The organism is Nocardioides terrigena (genome assembly GCF_003047265.1).
Lineage (GTDB): Bacteria > Actinomycetota > Actinomycetes > Propionibacteriales > Nocardioidaceae > Nocardioides > Nocardioides terrigena.
Genome location: NZ_PZYY01000001.1, coordinates 382370 through 400425, shown reverse-complemented (window position 1 = coordinate 400425; position 18056 = coordinate 382370). Strand labels below are relative to the sequence as shown.

Sequence of the window (18056 nt, the reverse complement as noted above, 5' to 3'; positions counted from 1 at the left end):
GTGAGCGAGTCGGCAGCGAGCGGCGGTGCCAGCGGCACGCGTGCCGTGGACCGCGCCGCCGACCTGGTGGCCACGGTCGTCCGCGCCGACGAGCCGCTCACCTTCGCCGAGCTCCAGGACGCCAGCGGGCTAGCCAAGTCGACGACCTCGCGCATGCTCACCGCCCTGGAGCGGTCCGGCCTGCTCGAGCGCGACGCCGCGGGGTCCTACGTCGCCGGGCGGCTCTTCTGGCTGTACGCCGCGCGCCACGACCCGTGGGACGAGCTGGTGCGGCTGGCCCGCCCGGCCATGGAGGCCATCGGCGAGGACACCGGCGAGACGGTGCACCTGAGCGTCACCCGCGGCGAGCGTGTCGTGCAGGTCGCCCAGGTGGACTCGACGTACCTCCTCGGCACGCGGGACTGGACCGAGGTCGACGTGCCGGCCCACTGCTCCGCGCTGGGCAAGGTGTTCCTCGCCTGGGGTGCGCTCGAGCCCTCCGGTGCCGGACTCGAGCGCTTGACCCCGCACACGATCACCGGCCCCGAGGCCCTGCGGCGCGAGGGCGTCCGCACGCGCGAGCGGGGCTGGGCCCTCACCGCCGATGAGCTCGAGATCGGCCTCACCGGCCTCGCCGTCCCGGTCTTCGGGGTGCACGGCGACGTGGTCGCGGCGCTCGGCATCTCCGGGCCCACTCCCCGACTCGGGGACCGGCTCGACGAGCTCGGTCCGCGGCTGCTGGAGCACGCCACCCGGCTCTCCAGCCTGCTGCGCGGCAGCACCCACGGCACGCACACCCGGGCAGCACACAAGGAGGAGGTGGTCGCATGACTCCGGAGGAGATCCTGCAGGCCCTGTACGACGAGACCCTGGTGGGCAACGCCCCGCGGGTCCTCGAGCTCACCAACGAGGGCCTCGGCCTCGACATTGAGCCGCAGACCCTGCTCTTCGACGCCCTGATCCCCTCCCTGGAGGAGGTGGGCGCCCGCTTCGAGCGTGGTGACTTCTTCGTGCCCGAGATGCTGATCGCCGGCCGCGCGATGGCCGGGGCGATGGAGCGGCTGCGCCCGCTTCTGGCCGAGACCGGCGTGCAGACCATCGGCAAGTTCCTGATGGGCACCGTCAAGGGCGACGTCCACGACATCGGCAAGAACCTCGTCAACATCATGCTGGAGGGCGCCGGCTTCGAGGTGATCGACCTCGGCGTGCAGGTGGCCCCGGAGAAGTTCGTGGAGGCCATCGACCTGCACCAGCCCGACATCGTCGGTTTCTCGGCCTTCCTCACGACCACGATGCCGATGTTCAAGGCCAACATGAACGCCCTCGAGAAGGCCGGGATCCGCGACAGCGTGATCGTCATGGTGGGTGGCGCGCCCGTCACCCAGGAGTACGCCGACGCGGTCGGCGCCGACGGCTATGCCGCCGATGCCTCACAGACGGTCAAGCGGGCCAAGAAGCTGCTCGACGAGAAGCGCTCGAAGGTGCTTGCCTGATGGCCGCTCCCCGGCTCGAGACGGTGCTCCGCTCCGCCACCCAGCAGGTCGTCATCGGCCACGACACCCGCTTCTGCCTCATCGGCGAGCGGATCAACCCGACCGGTCGCCGGATCTTCCAGGACCAGCTCCGCGCGGGCGACCTCTCGGCGATCGAGCGCGACGTCAAGGCCCAGGTCGAGGGCGGGGCCGACGTGCTCGACGTCAACATGGGCGTCCCGCTCACCGACGAGGCCGACCTGCTCGCCCGGGCCATCACCCTGGTCCAGCAGCTCACCGACAAGCCGATCTGCATCGACTCCTCCGTGGTCGAGGCGCTGGAGGCCGGCCTGTCGGTCTACCAGGGCCGCGCCCTGGTCAACTCGATCACCGCCGAGGACGAGCGGATGGAGCAGATCCTCCCACTGGTCAAGAAGTACGACGCCGCGGTCATCGCACTGCCCAACGACGCCGACGAGATCCCGATGGAGGTGGAGAAGCGCATCGTGCTGACCCGCAAGATCATCGAGGTGGCCACGAAGGAGTACGGCATCGCGGCCGCGGACATCGTCATCGACCCCTTGGCCATGCCGATCGGCGCCGACCAGGAGGTCGTCAACACCACGCTGGAGACGATGCGCCGCATCCGCGACGAGTTCGGCGTCAACATGACCTGCGGGGCGTCCAACGTCTCCTTCGGCATGCCCGCGCGGCACAGCCTCGGCGCGGCGTTCCTCCCGATGGCCATGACTGCCGGCCTCACGTCCGCGATCATGGACACCCGCACCCCGCAGATCGTCGAGGCCGTCAAGGCCGCCGACCTGCTGCTGGGCCACGACGAGTGGGGCGGCAGCTGGATCGCCGCCCACCGCGCGCGGCAGGCGAGGGAAGCCGCAGCGGCCCAGTGAGGGGAGCCGCGTGAGCACCCCGGACGGGCCCGACTTCACTCTCGGGGACGTGGCCCGCGAGGGCCTGATCGAGCGCCCGGGGACCGACCCGGTGCCGCATGACGGCACCGGGCGGGTGGACCTCTCCTTCACGGTCCACACGCTGGCCGAGGACGGTGGCGCGGTGCCGCCGACCCAGCGCGGCGTACGCGTGCCCCCCGGGGTGACGGTCTTCGACGCCGCCTCGTGGAACGGCATCGCCATCGACTCCACCTGCGGCGGCCACGGCACCTGCCACAAGTGCAAGGTGCGGGTGGAGGGGGGCGACGTGCCGGTCACCCGCCACGACGTGCGCACGTTCACCGGGGGCCAGCTCGCCGAGGGCTGGCGGCTCGGCTGCCTCGTGCACGCGACCCGCGACCTGGCCGTCGAGGTGCCGCCGCTCACCACGCGACCCAAGGCCGCCACGGTCGGCATCGGGCGACAGGTGATCCTGCGTCCCGCCATCCAGAAGCGGTACGTCGAGCTGGCCGAGGCCACCCTGTCCGACCAGCGCACCGACCTGGCCCGGCTGACCGACGCGATCGACGACCTCGAGCTCACCGCCGACCTGCACGTCCTGCGGCGTCTCGCCACCGTGCTGCGCGAGGCGGACTTCAAGGTGACCGCGGTGGTCATCGACGAGGACCTCATCGACGTGGAGCCCGGCGACACCACGTCCACCCGCTACGCGATCGCCTTCGACCTCGGCACCACCACCGTGGTCGGCACCCTGCTCGACGTCGGGACCGGCACCCCGCTCGCGGTCGCGTCGACGCTCAACCGGCAGCAGCCCTTCGGCGGGGACGTCATCACCCGGATCAGCGCGACGATGATGGACAAGGAGGCGCTGGGCCGGCTCCAGTCCGCGGCCGCGGTCACGCTGGCCGACCTCGCCTCCCGGGTGTGCCGCGAGGCGGGCATCGACCCCGGGCACGTCTACGAGGTCGCGATCGCCGGCAACGCCACCATGACCGCCCTCGCCCTGGGCATCGACCCCGAGCCGCTCGGCGTCGCGCCGTTCGTCATGTCGTCGGCCCAGCCGCCGTCGGTCCTCGCCACCGACGTCGGGCTGTCCCTGCACCCGCGGGCGCGGGCCTACTTCTTCCCCGCCCTCGGGGCGTACGTCGGCGGCGACATCGTCGCTGGCATGCTCGCCACCGGCATGGACCGCGACAAGCGGACCCGCCTCTTCATCGACGTCGGCACCAACTGCGAGATCGTCCTCAGCGACGGCGAGACGATCCTGTCCACCGCGGCCCCGGCCGGCCCCGCCTTCGAGGGCGGGGCGATCAGGTGCGGCATGCGGGCCGCGGACGGCGCCATCGAGGTCATCAAGGTCGACCCGCACGCGACCGGGGACGACCCGGCGGTGACGCTGGGGGTGATCGGTGACGTCGAGCCCCGCGGGCTGTGCGGCTCCGGCCTCGTCGACGCGGTGGCCGAGCTGGTGCGGGTCGGGCTGCTCGACTCCTCGGGCCGGCTGGTGCCGGACGAGGCGGCCCACGACATCGCGCCCGCCCTGGCCGACCGGATGTCCCGCATCGGCGAGGAGCGCGTGTTCCTGCTGCACCGACCCACGCCGGACACCGACCCGGCCGAGTGCGTCTACCTCTCGCAGCGCGACGTCCGCGAGCTCCAGTTCGCCAAGGCCGCCATCTCGACCGGGTGGTCGTTGCTGCTCGAGCAGCTCGGCCTCGAGCACCGCGACGTCCAGCAGGTGCTCCTGGCCGGGTCGTTCGGCAGCTACCTCTCCCCCGCGTCGGCGGTGCGCATCGGCCTCGTGCCCCAGCTGCCGGTGCTGCGCATCGTGGCCGCCGGCAACGTCGCCGGGGAGGGCGCCAAGATGGCCCTGCTGTCGGTGCGCGAGCGCGCCGGCGCGCTCGCCCTGCTGGAGGAGGTGACGTATGTCGAGCTCTCCGACCGTCCCGACTTCAACGACGCCTTCGTCGAGCAGCTCGCGTTCCACTCCTGAGCCCGCCGACCAGGTCGACCAGGTCGACCGGGTCGCGCTGGTCGCCTGTGGCGCGCTCGCCCAGCCGGCCGCCGCCGTGGTGGCCCGCCGCGGGTGGCCGGTCGACGTGCACCCGCTGCCCCCGTTGCTGCACAACCACCCGGAGCGGATCGCCGACGAGGTCCGGACCCTCGCGCAGCGCCTCGCGCCGTCGTACGCACGGGTGGTGATCGGGTACGCCGACTGCGGGACCTACGGCGCGCTCGACGAGGTCTGCCGCGACCTGGGCCTGGCCCGGCTGCCGGGGCTGCACTGCTACGACGTGTACGCCGGCGCGTCCCGGCTCGAGCGCTTCTTCGACGAGCAGCCCGGCACCTACCTGCTGACCGACTTCCTCGCCAAGTCCTTCGCCCGGACCGTGCTCCAGGAGCTCGGCCTCGACCGCTACCCGGAGCTGCGGGACACCTACTTCGGCCACTACACGCGGATGGTGTGGCTGGCCCAGGACCCCGACGACGAGCTGCGCGGGCTGGCCGCCCAGGCCGCGGCGAGCATCGGCCTGCCCCTCACCGTGGTCGAGACCGGCGACCACGGGCTCGAGCACGCGCTCGCCGCCCTCCTCCCTGGGTAGTCCGTGACGGACGGACCGCTGGTCCCGCGATTCCGGGGTCCGTTCGTCACGGACTACCCCGGCGAGGGGGCGGGATCAGCGGGCGAGGCTGTCGAGCAGCTCGACCCGCCAGGCCTCGGTCTCGGCGATCTGGTTGAACGTGAAGACGTGCAGGCCCTCGACCAGCGCGCCGGGCTCGCCGAGGGCCGGGGCGCACTTCTCCAGGAACGTCTCGCCGGTGAAGCCACCCGGTGCGGCGAGCCGGGCGAAGAGCCCCTTGTTCTTGGCGAGGAACTTGGTCGACTCACCCACCCCGATCCTGGTCGCCATGGTGAGCAGCTTGGTGCGCTCGACGGGCCCCGGGACACCCAGCAGCAGCGGCATCTCGACCCCGCGGGCCCGGAGCCGGTGCAGCCAGTCGCGCACCACCGACGCGTCGAAGGTGAGGTTGCTGACGATGTGCGTCGCGTGCCGTCGCTTGTCCCACATCGACTGCACGGTGAGGTCGTCGTGGATGGACGGGTGCGACTCCGGGTAGCCGGTGATCCCGACGTGGGAGAACGGTCGCCCGAGGAGCGCCAGGTCCTCGAGCAGCGCCAGCGCGTCGAGGTAGTCGCCCGCCGGCTCGGCGTCACCGCCCGGCACGAAGATCCGCGAGATCCCCTTGCCGGTGAGCCGGTCGACGATCTCCTCGAGCTCCGAGCGGCCGGCGACCATCCGGGCGGCGAGGTGCGGGACCACGGCGTACCCGTGGCCCGCCAGCCGTTCGGCGAGGTCGAGCGTGGCCTCCAGCCCCTTGCCCGGCGACGCGGTGACGGTGACGGCCACCTCCCTGGGGACGTGCGCGAGCACCTTGTCCTCGGTCGAGGCCGTGGGCAGCACCTCGTAGCGTGCGTGGCGGAGCAGCCGGGTCATCGTCTCGGCGGTTCGCTTGTTGCGCATGAGGCAACTCATTTCGTGATGCGCATCAGACGTCGCTCACTCTAGCCGCTCCCCCCGGCCCGGTACAGGGGTCCGCGACGCCCGGGAAATGCCTCAGGGCGGCCACCCGGAGGTGACCGCCCTGGGGACGGATGCGATCAGTGACCGCAGGTGGGTGCCGGTCGGACCGGCACCCGACGGGTCACTTGACGGTGACCTTGGCGCCGGCGGCCTCGAGGGCCTCCTTCGCCTTCTCAGCGGCGTCCTTGGTGGCCTTCTCGAGGACGGGCTTGGGAGCACCCTCCACGAGGTCCTTGGCCTCCTTCAGTCCGAGGGAGGTCAGGGCGCGCACCTCCTTGATGACGTTGATCTTCTTGTCGCCGGCAGCCTCGAGGATGACGTCGAACTCGTCCTGCTCGGCAGCGTCGTCGGCGGCGGCGCCGCCGGCAGCGGCACCCGGGGCAGCGGCAACGGCGACCGGAGCGGCGGCGGTGACGCCGAAGGTCTCCTCGAACTGCTTCACGAACTCGCTCAGCTCAATGAGGGTCATCTCCTTGAACGCGTCGAGCAGCTCGTCGGTGGTGAGCTTCGCCATGATGGCGTTTCCTTCCGTTCTTGGACCGGGGAGGTCTCCCTCGGTCCGTGGGTTTCAGGTGGTGTACGTCGGCCTTGCGACCCGGCTTGCGCCGTACCGATCAGGCGTCGGTGGACTCGGTGGCCTCAGCAGCCTCGGCGTCGGTGGCCTCGGCGGCAGGCGCCTCGGTCTCCTCGGCAGGGGCGGCCTCGTCGGCAACCGGAGCGTCCTCGGCAGCGGCCGGCGTACCGGCACCACCTGCGAGGATCGAGGGGTCCTCCTGCGCCTTCGCCTCCAGGGCGCCGGCGAGCCGGGCAGCCTGGGCGAGCGGGGCGTTGAGGAGGTAGACGGCCTGGGAGAGCGACGCGAGCATTCCGCCCGCGAGCTTGCCCAGCAGCACCTCACGCGACTCGAGGTCAGCCAGCTTGGCGACCTCGGCAGCGTCGAGGGACTTGCCGTCCAGGACACCGCCCTTGATGACAAGAGCGGGGTTTGCCTTGGCAAAGTCACGCAGACCCTTGGCGGCCTCGACCACGTCTCCATTGATGAAGGCGATGGCAGTGGGGCCGGTCAACAGGTCGTCGAAGCCTTCGATTCCCACCTCGGTGGCGGCAATCTTGGCAAGCGTGTTCTTGACCACGGCGTAGTTGGCGTTCTCGCCGAGGGAGCGCCGCAGGTCCTGCAGCTGCTTCACGGTGAGACCGCGGTACTCGGTCAGCACAGCGCCGGCGGACTCGTTGAACGACTCAACGATCTCCGCAACGGCAGCAGTCTTCTCTGGCCGCGCCATGGGTCTCCTTCCGGACGTAGACCCCGGGTCCGGCCCACACATGACGAACGCCCCGAGCACAGGCTCAGGGCGTGATCCACGGGGGACTTGCTCTGCACCTGCGCTGGCCGTCCGCTGTTGCGGAACCTTCGATCTCGGGGCTGATGCCCGTCGACAACCGGCGGTCTCTGGTTTCAGTGGGTCACACTACGGCGGCGGGACCGACCGGACAAATCGCCGATCGCCCACGCGAGAGCCGTCGAGTTGGTTCCATGATCGGGTGAACGACGAACTCACCACCATCGGCGCGACCCTGACCCTCACCGAGGACCGGATGCGGGGCGGTCGCCACGCCTCGGAACGGTTGTGGCCGACCGGCTTCGACGGCCTCGACCCCGTCATCGGCGGTGGCCTGCGCCAGGGCTCGCTGGTGCTGCTGGCCGGCGCCCAGGGACTGGGCAAGACGACCTTCGCGGTGCAGGTGTGCCGCACGGTCGCGCGCAGCGGTCGCCCCGTCCTCTATTTCTCCTACGAGCACGACGCCGAGGACCTGGTCCTCAAGCTGATGGCCATGGAGGCCGGCGAGCGCGACGACTCGCACCAGGTCCGGCTGACCGCCTTCCGCGAGGCGTTCGACGCCACCGACACCGGCCCGATCGAGGAGCGGCTGGCCGGCGTCCCAGGGGCCCTGCGCGCCCTGGCCGAGGTGCGGTCGTACGCCGAGCGGCTGTTCGTGCACCGCTCGACCGGCAGCCGCACGGACCTCGCCGCCATCCGGGCCCGCATCGACGAGGTCCACGAGGCCACCGGCACGGTGCCGCTGGTCGTGGTGGACTACCTGCAGAAGGTGCTGGTCCCCGGCGGACCGGTCGACGAGGTCGAGCGGAGCACGGCCATCGTCGAGGGCCTCAAGGACCTCGCGATCGACATCTCGGCGCCGGTCCTGGCCGTCGTCGCGGCCGAGAAGCAGGCCCTGCGCTCCGGGACCCGGATGCGCACCCACCACCTGCGCGGCTCCTCGGCCCTGGCCTACGAGGCCGACGTCATCCTCGTGCTGAGCAACAAGTTCGACGTGGTCGCCCGGCACCACCTCACCTACGACCTCGGCAACGCCGAGCGCTTCCGCCAGTGGGCGGTGCTGAGCGTCGAGAAGAACCGCTTCGGCCGCGACGGGGTCGACCTGGAGTACCGCAAGCGCTTCGAGCAGGGTCGCTTCGAGCCCGAGGGGCGCGAGGTCGCCGAGCAGCTGATCGACGACCGCATCTTCACCGAGTAGGGGGTACGCAGCCCCTCACATGCCCGGCAGGTCGTCGGAGACCTCGGACGCGGGAGGCGCCTCGATGGTCACGTCGGTGCCGTAGTCGGAGTAGGTGCCCTCCGTGGTGCTGGAGCTGGCCTGGCCGCCGGCCATGGCAGGCACCTCCAGCTCCTGGCGGAACTTGCGCGGCAGGTTGTCGGCGTCGACCCACATCTCCACCGCGATGTCCTTCGGCATCGCGGACGACATCTGGGCCGGGATCTCCATCGCCTCGGCGTAGGCCGCGGTGTCCATGACGACGCGGTAGTGGTTGGTCTCGACGCCGTCGACCTCCTCGGTGCCGAGGAGCTCGAACTCCTTCGGCTCCTCCATCGCCTTGAACATCAGCGCCGGGTCGGTGGACTTGCCGAGCATCCCGAAGATGCTGTCGGGGTCGCTCATGTCGATCTTCAGCCACTTCTTGTCGCCGAGGTCCATGCCCATGCCAGCGCCGGTCAGGTAGAGGACCTTGTCGAGCATGATCATCTCGAGGCCGTCCGCGCCCTGGCCGCTCCCGGTGGCCTCCATGTCGATGCCGCCGTCGTCGTACCGCATCACGCCCTGCATGTCCATGGCGCCCGCGCCGGCGCTGTCGGTGCTGGTGCTGATCGAGAAGGCGAAGGTCTCGGCCTCCTGGAGCGCGCCCATCACGGCGGGGTAGAACTCGGCGGGCTCGAGCTCCTCGAGGTCACCCGAGGACTCGGTGGACTCGCTCGACTCCTCCGCCGACGGCTCCTCGCTCGACTCGCTGGTGTCGGTGCCGGTGGACGCCTCGGAGCCGCTGTCGTCGCCGCACGCGGCGGTGGTGAGGGCGAGGGTCGTCAGCAGGGCGGCGGCGCCGAGGCGGCGGGAGAGGGTGGGGCGGGCCATGGCGGGCTCCTTCGTCGGTGGTCGTGCCGGGCGTCCACCCGGCCGTCCCCGTGACTGACCCGGCGTGGCGACACCCGCACGCGCAGCCATCCTCCCACCCGCCACCAGGACGCGACGACGCCCCGGCCATCTCGCGGATGACCGGGGCGTCGGTGGAACGGGTCAGGCTGTCAGGCCTGGGCCTCGTCCTCAGCCGCGACGTTCTTGGTGCGGTTGGGGTCGACCTGGACACCGGGGCCCATGGTCGTGGAGACGGTGACCTTCTTGATGTAGCGGCCCTTGGAGCTGGCCGGCTTGAGACGCAGCACCTCCTCGAGGGCAGCGGCGTAGTTCTCGGCCAGCTGGGCCTCGGAGAAGGACGCCTTGCCGATGATGAAGTGCAGGTTGGCGTGGCGGTCGACGCGGAACTCGATCTTGCCGCCCTTGATGTCCGAGACGGCCTTGGCGACGTCGGGGGTCACCGTGCCGGTCTTCGGGTTGGGCATCAGGGAGCGGGGGCCGAGGACGCGGCCGAGGCGACCGACCTTGCCCATCATGTCGGGCGTCGCGACGACGGCGTCGAAGTCGAGCCAGCCACCGTTGACCTTCTCGATGAGCTCGTCGCCACCGACGAAGTCGGCGCCGGCCTCACGGGCGGCCTCGGCCTTGTCGGCGTTGGCGAACACCAGGACGCGGGCGGTCTTGCCGGTGCCGTGCGGGAGGAGCACGGTGCCGCGGACCATCTGGTCGGCCTTGCGCGGGTCGACGCCCAGGCGCATGACGACGTCGAGGGTCTCGTCGAACTTCTTCTTGGAACCGGCCTTGGCGAGCTTGATGGCGGCCAGCGGAGCGTAGAGCTCGTCCTGGTCGATCGTCTCGGCCGCTGCGCGGTAGGTCTTGCTGCGCTGCATGTCTGTCTCTTTTCGTCAGTTGTGGTCAGTGGACCAGCGCGGTCCTGCCACGGGGTGTCGGCGTGAGCCGGATGTCCGTCGGTGGCGCCACGGGTGCGGCGCCGTCCGGGGTGATCAGTCGGTGGTGATGCCCATGGAGCGGGCGGTGCCCTCGACGATCTTCATCGCGGCGTCGATGTCGTTGGCGTTCAGGTCGGGGAGCTTGGTCTGCGCGATCTCGCGGACCTGGTCCTTGCTGAGCTTGCCGACCTTCTCCTTGTGCGGGACGCCGGAGCCCTTCTTGAGGCCGGCGGCCTTCTTGATGAGCTCGGCGGCCGGAGGCGTCTTGGTGATGAAGTCGAACGAGCGGTCCTCGTAGATCGTGATCTCGACGGGGATCACGTTGCCGCGCATCGACTCGGTCTGCGCGTTGTAGGCCTTGCAGAAGTCCATGATGTTGACGCCGTGCGGGCCGAGCGCGGTACCGACCGGAGGGGCCGGGGTCGCGGCACCGGCCTGGAGCTGCACCTTGACCAGTGCGGCGATCTTCTTCTTGGGAGGCATTTCGATCCTTGTGAGTTGTACGTCGTGGTCTTGTCGAGGTCAGGCCGGGGCCGTCGCTCTGCCACCTGGGTGTTGCGGTCGTGCGGTGTTGCGGTCGTGCGGTGGTGCTGGTGAGCCTCAGACCTTCTGGATCTGGCTGAAGCTCAGCTCGACCGGGGTCTCCCGGCCGAAGATCTCGACGAGGGCCTTGACCCTCTGGGACTCGGCGTTGATCTCGGTGATCGTCGCGTGCAGCGTGGCGAACGGACCGTCGACCACCATGACCGAGTCGGACACGTCGAAGTCGGCGACCTCGACGGGCTTCTTCGCCGCGGCGGCCGCGGCGGGCCTGTCACCGGCGGCGGCAGCAGCCTCGGCCTCGGCGACCGCGACGACGGCCGGGGCGAGCATGTCCTCGACCTCGGTCATGCTCAGCGGCACGGGCTGGTGGCTGTGGCCGACGAAGCCGGTGACCGACGGCGTGTGGCGCACGGCCGACCACGACTCGTCGGTGAGGTCCATGCGGACCAGGACGTAGCCGGGCAGGACGGTGCGGGTGACCATCTTCCGCTGGCCGTTCTTGATCTCGGCGACCTCTTCGGTGGGGACCACGATCTCGTGGATGTAGTCCTCCATGTTGAGGGAGATGATGCGGTTCTCGAGGTTCTGCTTGACCCGCTTCTCCATGCCGGAGTAGGTGTGGATGACGAACCAGTCGCCGGGCTTGGCCCACAGCTCGCGGCGGAAGGCCTCGAGCGGGTCGTTCTCGTCGGGCGTCTCGTCGGCGGCGGCCTCGTCGTCGGAGGTCTCGCCGTCGGAGGTCTCGCCGTCGGCGACCTCGTCGTCGGTGGGCGCGGGGGTCTCCGCGTCGGTGAGCGCCTCGGTGGTGAGGGACGCGTCGACGGTCTGGACGCCGGACGGCACGGACTCGTCGGTCACCGCGTCGTCGCCGGGAGTGACGTCCTGCGACGCGACCTCGGGGGTCTCGTCGGTGGACGCCTCGGCGTCGTACTGGTCCGGGGAGTCGTTCTGGTCGGACACGTCTTGCTCCGTCACGTCGATGTACTGGTGTCCCGGCCGGATGGAGAGCCGGGGTGGGTGGGGACTGCGTGCCGGACGAGCCGGCACCGGGTCACTGGTTGGAGTTGCCCGTGAACAATGCGAAGACGAGCCGGCCGAAGGCCAGGTCGAGCATCGACACGAACGCCATCATCACGATGACGAACACCATCACCACGATGAAGTAGGTCCGCAGCTGCTCCTGCGTCGGCCACACGACCTTGCGGAGCTCGGCGACCACCTGGCGGTAGAAGGTGGTGGGACCCGTGCGCTTGTCGCCACCGCGCGATCCCTCACGCGGCTCGTGCACAGCCGGGGTGTCCGACACGACCTGCCACCTCATCACTCGTTTGATCCGTTGTCCTTGCAGGGCACGAGGGACTTGAACCCCCAACCTTCGGTTTTGGAGACCGATGCTCTGCCAGTTGAGCTAGTGCCCTCCGACGGTCTTCCCCCGGCCGTGCCGCACCCGGTGACGGGCATGGCGAAGCAATGGGGAATCCACCAAACGGGAAGCATACGGGGCCGCCCCCAGCCGCGTCGAACCGGCGTCGCTCCGCCTACGATCGCCGCCATGGGTCACGGCGGGGACGACGGCGACAACCCGGCAGGCGAGCGCCGCGAGGTGCGCGCGCTGCCCAAGGCGCACCTGCACCTCCACTTCACGGGGTCGATGCGCCACGGCACGCTGCTCGAGCTGGCCGAGCGCGACGGGATCGCGCTGCCGGACTCGCTGGTCGAGGACTGGCCACCGCAGCTCTCTGCGGCCGACGAGAAGGGCTGGTTCCGCTTCCAGCGCCTCTACGACGTGGCGCGCTCCGTGCTGCGCACCCCCGACGACGTACGACGCCTGGTGCGCGAGGCCGCGGAGGACGACGTCGCCGACGGCGGGAGGTGGCTGGAGATCCAGGTCGACCCGAGCGGGTACGCCGCCCGCTTCGGCGGCATCACGGCCTTCACCGACCTGGTGCTCGACTGCGTCCGGGACGCCTCCGCGCGCACCGGCCTGCCGATGGCCGTGGTCATCGCGGCCAACCGCACCCGGCACCCCCTCGACGCCCGCACCCTCGCCCGGCTCGCCGCGCAGTACGCCGACCGGGGCGTGGTCGGCTTCGGGCTCTCCAACGACGAGCGGCGCGGGGTCACCGGCGACTTCGCGCCGGCCTTCGCGATCGCCGAGCGCGCCGGGCTCCTGCTCGCCCCGCACGGCGGCGAGCTGCGCGGTCCCGACCACATCCGGCTGTGCCTCGACGAGCTGCACGCCGACCGGCTCGGCCACGGCGTCCGGGCGGCCGAGGACCCGGCCCTGCTCGACCGCATCGTGGCGGCCGGGGTGGCGCTCGAGGTCTGCCCCGTCTCCAACGTGGCGCTGGGGGTCTACTCCGACCTCACCTCGGTGCCCCTCCCCCAGCTGATGGCCGCGGGCGCCACCATCGCGCTCGGCGCGGACGACCCGCTGCTCTTCGGCTCCCGGCTCGCCGGCCAGTACGCCACGATGCGCGCCGCCCACGAGCTCACCGACGCCGACCTCGCGGGCCTGGGCCGGTCCTCCTTCGAGGCCTCGCGGGCCCCCGACGACGTACGCCGCGCCGCCCTGGCCGACATCGACGCGTGGCTCGCCGGGTCGATCCCCCTGCGCGAGGCCGCCGGGGCTGGGAGGATGTCCCCGTGAGCAACCAGGACGAGCCCGGCCAGCAGCCGGAGCCGGAGCACCGCCCCGAGGACTACCTGCACACCAACCCGGACGGGTCCCAGACGCCGCAGTACCCCGGGCAGGGGTCCGAGCCGCCGGCCAACCCCTACGGCGCGGCCGAGACGTCGTCGTACGGCACGCCCCCGACCCACACGCCGTACGGCGAACCGCCCACCCAGCCCTACGCCGCGCAGCCGCCGGCCTACGGCCAGGACCCCTACGCCCAGGACCCCTACGCGCAGCAGTCGGGCTCCTACGGACAGCCGGCCCAGCCCGGTCAGTACGGCGGGTACGTGCAGCCGGGCTACGCCGCGCCCCCGCCGCACCCCTCGGCCACCACCGCGCTGGTGCTCGGCATCGTGTCGCTCATCGGGCTCTTCATCTGTATCTTCCCGATCCTCGCGGCGCCGTTCGCGTGGCGCACGGGCGGCCGGGTGGTCAAGGAGATCGACGCACAGCCGGGCCGCTGGAGCGGGCGCGAGCAGGCCCAGGCCGGCCGGATCATGGGCATCATCGGCACCGTGCTGTTGGTGCTCGGCCTCATCGCGATGATCGCGCTGGTGGCCCTGGTCTTCGCGGTGAGCCCCGAGCCGACCGGCTTCGACTCGAGCACGGGCTCGGGGTCGGACTTCTGATCGCTACAGCTCGCAGCCGACGAGCACGGGCTCATTGACCAGCCGCACGCCGTAGGCCGCCTCGACCCCGTCGCGGACCTCGCGGGCCAGCGCCAGCAGGTCGTCGGCAGTCGCGTCCCCGCGGTTGGTCAGCGCGAGCGTGTGCTTGGTCGACAGGCTGGCGCGACCGCCGCGCAGGTCGAGGCCGTAGCCCTTGCCGTAGCCGGCGTGCTCGATGAGCCACGCCGCGCTCGACTTGGTGCGGCCGTCGGGCTGCTGCCAGCGCGGGGCGTCGTCGGGCAGGGCAGCCGCCTGCTCGGGGGTGAGGAACGGGTTGGTGAAGAACGAGCCGGCGCTCCACGTGTCGTGGTCGGCGTCGTCGAGGACCATCCCCTTGCCGGCGCGCAGCCCGAGGACCGCCTCGCGCACGTCGGCCAGCGGGGCCCGCTCGTGGAGGTCGACGCCGAGGGTGCGCGCGAGCTCGGCGTAGGTCACCGGGGCGCCCAGCGAGGCGGTGGGGAGCTGGAGGTCGACCGTCAGCACGACGTGCCGCCCGGGATCGGCCTTGAAGCGGGAGTGCCGGTAGCCGAAGTGGCAGTCGGCGGCCGCGAAGGTGCGGACCCCGCGCAGGGTGCGGTCCCAGACGCGCACCGACGCGATGGTCTGGCTGACCTCCTGGCCGTAGGCGCCGACGTTCTGGATGGGTGTCGCACCGACGCTGCCGGGGATCCCGGAGAGGGCCTCGAGGCCCACCCAGCCGCGGTCGACGGCGGTGGCCACCAGGTCGTCCCAGCCCTCGCCGGCGGCCACGCGCACCACGACCCCGCCGCACTGCGGCCCGTCGTCCTCGCTGTCCGGCAGCACGCCGGACGTGGCGACCTCGACGACGCGGCCGTCGAAGCCCGCGTCGGCCACGACCAGGTTGCTGCCGCCCCCGAGCACGAGCACCGGGGTGCCGGCCGCGTCGGCCTCGGCGACCGCGTCGACGAGCTCCTGCTCGGTGGTGGCACGGACCCACTCGCGGGCGGGGCCGCCCAGGCGCAGCGTGGTGTGGTCGCGGAGCAGCGTGGAAGGCGTCGCGGGGGGCTGGGTGGTGCCGTCAGCCACGGACGACGGCCTTGGGCATGCCCAGCACCTTGGTGCCCCCGCAGGTGACCTCGAGGGCCAGCGTCACGAGGCCGTCGGCGACGGTCTTGACGGTCCCGGCCACCACGACCTCGGCCGCGCCCTCGGCGGGCACCACGACGGGCTGGGTGAACTTGCAGCCGAGCTCGACCACCTCGGCGCCGCCGGTCCACTCGTCCACCGCACGGCCGACGAGGCCGAGGGTGAGCATGCCGTGCGCGATGACGCCGGGGAGGCCGACGCTGCGCGCAACCTCCTCGTCCTGGTGGATCGGGTTGGGGTCGCCGGCCGCCGCGGCGTAGGCCACCAGGTCGGCGCGGGTGATCGCGAAGGTGCGGGGGCCGAGGGCGTCGCCGGGGTTCATGCGGTCTCCTGCTGTCCGGAGGGGGCGCCACCGGAGTGGACCAGGGTGGCGCGGCCGGTGCACACGAGGGCACCGTCGGCGTCGGTGATCGCGCTGCTGGTGCCGATGATGTCGGCGCCGCCGATCTGGCGGAGGCTGACGACGCTGAGCGTGGCGGTGAGGACGTCGCCGAGGCGCACCGGGCGCTCGTAGGCGAAGCGCTGCTCGCCGTGCACGATCCGGAACAGGTCGATCTCCTCGGAGGTGAGGAAGGCCTGCATCGCGTCGAAGGCCAGGACGATGGGGTACGTCGGTGGGACGGCGCCGCCGGACGCGTCGAAGGGGGCGCCGAGGGAGGCGGCGAACGCGGCGACGCGCTCCCCGGTCACCTCCAGCGGGGCGGTGGGCGGGCACTCTCGCCCCACGAGGGACTGGTCGACTGGCATGCCACGACCCTAAATGACACCGACCCGTCGAGCGCTGCTCGACGGGTCGGTGGTGAAGAGGTGGGAGCCGCTCAGCGGGTCTCGCGGTGCGCGGTGTGCGTGCGGCAGCGCGGGCAGAACTTCTTCAGCTCGATGCGGTCGGGGTCGTTGCGGCGGTTCTTCTTGGTGATGTAGTTCCGCTCCTTGCAATCGACGCACGCGAGCGTGATCTTGGGGCGAACGTCAGAGCTCTTGCTGGCCACGGGAAGTCCTTCGTCGGTGTGCGGTGATGCGGGCTGCGCCTGAGTGGTACCGGTCTGTGGTGGTAGCGGGGGCGGGACTCGAACCCGCGACACCACGATTATGAGCCGTGTGCTCTAACCACCTGAGCTACCCCGCCGCCGGGAGGGGCGACCGCCGAAGTCTACGACGGTGCTCCAACCCAGAGCCCCTTTACGGAATCGAACCGTAGACCTTCTCCTTACCATGGAGACGCTCTGCCGACTGAGCTAAAGGGGCAACAGCGGAAGAGAATACACACGGCTCCGGGGATAGGAGAAATCGGCTCCTCCCGGTGGTCCCGGCCCGCTCATCCGGCCTGGATCCGGGGCCACGGAGCGGCCTGCTCGAGCTCGAGCGCCAGCTCCAGGAGACGCGCCTCCCGGCCGGCTCCGGCCCCCAGCATCATGCCCTGCGGGAGGCCCTCCGAGGTGGTCGCGAGGGGCAGCGAGATCGCCGGTTCGCCGGTGGCGTTCTGGAGCGGCGTGAAGGCCACCCACTCCATCAGCCGGTCCATCACCTGCTCGTAGTCGGCGGTCGGGTCGAGGTGCCCGACCCGCGGGGTGCTGGTCGCGAGCGTGGGCGTCAGCGTCACGTCGTACGCCGCGTGGTGGCGCGCCGCGAGGTGCTTGCTGGAGGCCATGGTGGCGATGGCCACCGGCAGCTTGTGGAGGTTGCGCCGGCAGTGCCGGGCCAGGCCGAGGGTGAGGTTGTCGAGCTGGGCGGGGTCCCACGTGGGCCCGAAGGAGCGCCGCCCGGTCCGCACGATCATCATCGCCAGCATCGACCAGTAGAGGAGGAAGTGGTCGGCGAAGAAGGCCGGCACCGGCGGGTCGATCTCCTCGACCTGGTGGCCCAGGGACTCGAGCAGCGCCGCGGTCTGCAGGGTCAGCGCGGCCACCTCGGGGCTCGCGTCACGACCGATGCCGCGAGTGACGACGGCGACCTTGAGGCGACCGCGGCCGGGCCGGGTGATGTCGCCGACCGGGGCCAGCCTGGGGTCGCGGTAGACCTTCTCGGCCTCCCGGTAGAACGCCGCGGTGTCGCGCACCGAGCGGGTGAGCACGCCGTCGGAGACGATGCGGACCGGCATCTGCCGCATGGACCTGTCCTGGGCGAGCCGGCCGCGGGTGGGCTTGAGGCCGACCAGGCCGTTGACCGAGGCCGGGATCCGGATCGAGCCGCCGCCGTCGTTGGCGTGCGCGATCGGGACCACGCCGGTGGCGACGAAGGCGGCGGCGCCGGCCGACGAGGCGCCGGCGTAGTGCTCGGGGTTCCAGGGTGTGCGCACCGGCCCGAGCCGGGGGTGGTCCACGGCCCCGCTGAAGCCGAACTCGCTGAGCCGGGTCTTGCCGAGCGCCAGCAGCCCGGTGGCGAGGTACATCCGGGCGAAGTCGCCGTCCGCGGCGGCCGGGCGGGCGACGTACGCGTCGGTGCCGTTCTGGGTCGGCATGCCGGCGACGTCGACGTTGTCCTTGAGGAACGTCGGCACCCCGGAGAAGTAGCCGGGGTGCGGCGCGCGGGCCTCGGCCCGGGCCCGGTCGAACGCCTCGTACGCGAGCGCCCCCAGCTGGTCGTCGACGGCGTGGGCGCGGGCGATCGCGGCCTCGACCACGTCGACGACCGACAACCCGTCGCGGTAGGCCTCGACGAGGCCGACCGCGTCGAGGTCCTGCAGGTGGTCGTCGCCGAAGGCGTGCACGCGGGCCATGGCGGGCAACCTAGGGGACGCGC

The 18056-nt window shown here is 71.6% G+C and carries 21 protein-coding genes and 3 tRNA genes; 8 read left to right on the top strand and 16 right to left on the bottom strand.

What is annotated here, in order from left to right; translation table 11 throughout:
• Genes DAE25_RS01915 through DAE25_RS01895 form a run of 5 tightly spaced genes read left to right on the top strand, consistent with a single transcriptional unit; the run spans nt 1 to nt 4962 of the window.
• Nucleotides 1-810: an IclR family transcriptional regulator gene (locus DAE25_RS01915; RefSeq protein ID WP_107764534.1), complete on the top strand. Its 810-nt coding sequence runs from the start codon at nt 1-3 to the stop codon at nt 808-810.
• A complete protein-coding gene (locus tag DAE25_RS01910) occupies nt 807-1472 on the top strand; it encodes a corrinoid protein (RefSeq protein ID WP_107764533.1) in 666 nt (221 codons plus the stop codon). Before DAE25_RS01915 ends, DAE25_RS01910 begins: the two co-directional genes overlap by 4 nt.
• Nucleotides 1472-2359, top strand: coding sequence for a dihydropteroate synthase (locus DAE25_RS01905; protein ID WP_107764532.1), 888 nt, complete (start codon nt 1472-1474; stop codon nt 2357-2359). Before DAE25_RS01910 ends, DAE25_RS01905 begins: the two co-directional genes overlap by 1 nt.
• 10 nt (nt 2360-2369) lie before the next feature.
• A complete protein-coding gene (locus DAE25_RS01900; protein ID WP_107764531.1) occupies nt 2370-4352 on the top strand; it encodes an ASKHA domain-containing protein in 1983 nt (660 codons plus the stop codon).
• Complete coding sequence (locus tag DAE25_RS01895; RefSeq protein WP_107764530.1) at nt 4285-4962, top strand: DUF1638 domain-containing protein; 678 nt, start codon at nt 4285-4287, stop codon at nt 4960-4962. The genes DAE25_RS01900 and DAE25_RS01895 overlap by 68 nt, the downstream gene beginning before the upstream one ends.
• Nucleotides 4963-5037: 75 nt before the next feature.
• On the opposite strand, the gene DAE25_RS01890 is transcribed toward DAE25_RS01895, so the two are convergent.
• The 3 genes from DAE25_RS01890 to rplJ all read right to left on the bottom strand — a co-directional run bounded on the left by DAE25_RS01890 (nt 5038) and on the right by rplJ (nt 7226).
• Nucleotides 5038-5883: a methylenetetrahydrofolate reductase gene (locus DAE25_RS01890; protein ID WP_199907387.1), complete on the bottom strand. Its 846-nt coding sequence runs from the start codon at nt 5881-5883 to the stop codon at nt 5038-5040.
• 181 nt (nt 5884-6064) lie between these two features.
• Nucleotides 6065-6457 carry a 50S ribosomal protein L7/L12 gene (gene rplL, locus DAE25_RS01885; protein WP_056887623.1) on the bottom strand — a complete coding sequence of 131 codons (393 nt, stop codon included), beginning with the start codon at nt 6455-6457 and terminating at the stop codon, nt 6065-6067.
• 100 nt (nt 6458-6557) lie between these two features.
• Nucleotides 6558-7226: a 50S ribosomal protein L10 gene (gene rplJ, locus DAE25_RS01880; protein WP_056887622.1), complete on the bottom strand. Its 669-nt coding sequence runs from the start codon at nt 7224-7226 to the stop codon at nt 6558-6560.
• 259 nt (nt 7227-7485) lie between these two features.
• On the opposite strand from rplJ, the gene DAE25_RS01875 reads away from it, so the two are divergent.
• Nucleotides 7486-8481: a DnaB-like helicase C-terminal domain-containing protein gene (locus DAE25_RS01875; RefSeq protein ID WP_199907386.1), complete on the top strand. Its 996-nt coding sequence runs from the start codon at nt 7486-7488 to the stop codon at nt 8479-8481.
• A gap of 15 nt (nt 8482-8496) precedes the next feature.
• On the opposite strand, the gene DAE25_RS01870 is transcribed toward DAE25_RS01875, so the two are convergent.
• From DAE25_RS01870 to DAE25_RS01845, 6 genes are all read right to left on the bottom strand, one after another.
• Nucleotides 8497-9372, bottom strand: a complete 876-nt coding sequence (locus tag DAE25_RS01870; RefSeq protein ID WP_107764529.1) for a LolA-like protein — start codon at nt 9370-9372, stop codon at nt 8497-8499.
• Between the two features lie 170 nt (nt 9373-9542).
• A complete protein-coding gene (rplA, locus tag DAE25_RS01865; protein WP_056887619.1) occupies nt 9543-10262 on the bottom strand; it encodes a 50S ribosomal protein L1 in 720 nt (239 codons plus the stop codon).
• A 114-nt stretch (nt 10263-10376) separates the two neighbouring features.
• Nucleotides 10377-10805, bottom strand: coding sequence for a 50S ribosomal protein L11 (rplK, locus tag DAE25_RS01860; protein ID WP_056887618.1), 429 nt, complete (start codon nt 10803-10805; stop codon nt 10377-10379).
• Between the two features lie 117 nt (nt 10806-10922).
• On the bottom strand, nt 10923-11825 hold the full coding sequence (gene nusG / locus DAE25_RS01855; protein ID WP_234410791.1) for a transcription termination/antitermination protein NusG: 903 nt from the start codon (nt 11823-11825) through the stop codon (nt 10923-10925).
• Between the two features lie 91 nt (nt 11826-11916).
• Nucleotides 11917-12171 (bottom strand): preprotein translocase subunit SecE, encoded by a 255-nt coding sequence (gene secE / locus DAE25_RS01850; RefSeq protein WP_234410790.1) that lies wholly within the window; start codon nt 12169-12171, stop codon nt 11917-11919.
• Nucleotides 12172-12210: 39 nt separating this feature from the next.
• Nucleotides 12211-12283, bottom strand: a tRNA-Trp gene (locus DAE25_RS01845).
• Nucleotides 12284-12417: 134 nt separating this feature from the next.
• Between DAE25_RS01845 and DAE25_RS01840 the strand changes: the two genes are divergently transcribed.
• On the top strand, nt 12418-13515 hold the full coding sequence (locus DAE25_RS01840) for an adenosine deaminase (protein ID WP_107764527.1): 1098 nt from the start codon (nt 12418-12420) through the stop codon (nt 13513-13515).
• Nucleotides 13512-14171, top strand: a complete 660-nt coding sequence (locus tag DAE25_RS23440) for a DUF4190 domain-containing protein (RefSeq protein ID WP_199907385.1) — start codon at nt 13512-13514, stop codon at nt 14169-14171. The genes DAE25_RS01840 and DAE25_RS23440 overlap by 4 nt, the downstream gene beginning before the upstream one ends.
• Nucleotides 14172-14174: 3 nt before the next feature.
• On the opposite strand, the gene DAE25_RS01830 is transcribed toward DAE25_RS23440, so the two are convergent.
• From DAE25_RS01830 to DAE25_RS01800, 7 genes are all read right to left on the bottom strand, one after another.
• Entirely contained in the window at nt 14175-15257 is a 1083-nt protein-coding gene (locus DAE25_RS01830; RefSeq protein WP_199907384.1) for a UDP-N-acetylmuramate dehydrogenase, read from the bottom strand.
• On the bottom strand, nt 15250-15639 hold the full coding sequence (locus DAE25_RS01825) for a MaoC/PaaZ C-terminal domain-containing protein (protein ID WP_107764526.1): 390 nt from the start codon (nt 15637-15639) through the stop codon (nt 15250-15252). Before DAE25_RS01825 ends, DAE25_RS01830 begins: the two co-directional genes overlap by 8 nt.
• On the bottom strand, nt 15636-16064 hold the full coding sequence (locus tag DAE25_RS01820) for an FAS1-like dehydratase domain-containing protein (protein ID WP_107764525.1): 429 nt from the start codon (nt 16062-16064) through the stop codon (nt 15636-15638). Before DAE25_RS01820 ends, DAE25_RS01825 begins: the two co-directional genes overlap by 4 nt.
• A 71-nt stretch (nt 16065-16135) precedes the next feature.
• The gene (gene rpmG, locus DAE25_RS01815) at nt 16136-16306 is read right to left on the bottom strand and encodes a 50S ribosomal protein L33 (RefSeq protein ID WP_056887613.1); all 171 of its coding nucleotides are present in this window, start codon (nt 16304-16306) and stop codon (nt 16136-16138) included.
• A gap of 60 nt (nt 16307-16366) precedes the next feature.
• Nucleotides 16367-16443: transfer RNA gene (locus DAE25_RS01810), tRNA-Met, on the bottom strand.
• Between the two features lie 46 nt (nt 16444-16489).
• Nucleotides 16490-16562 (bottom strand) — tRNA-Thr (locus DAE25_RS01805).
• Between the two features lie 70 nt (nt 16563-16632).
• Nucleotides 16633-18033 carry an amidase gene (locus DAE25_RS01800; protein WP_107764524.1) on the bottom strand — a complete coding sequence of 467 codons (1401 nt, stop codon included), beginning with the start codon at nt 18031-18033 and terminating at the stop codon, nt 16633-16635.
• Nucleotides 18034-18056 lie beyond the last annotated feature (23 nt).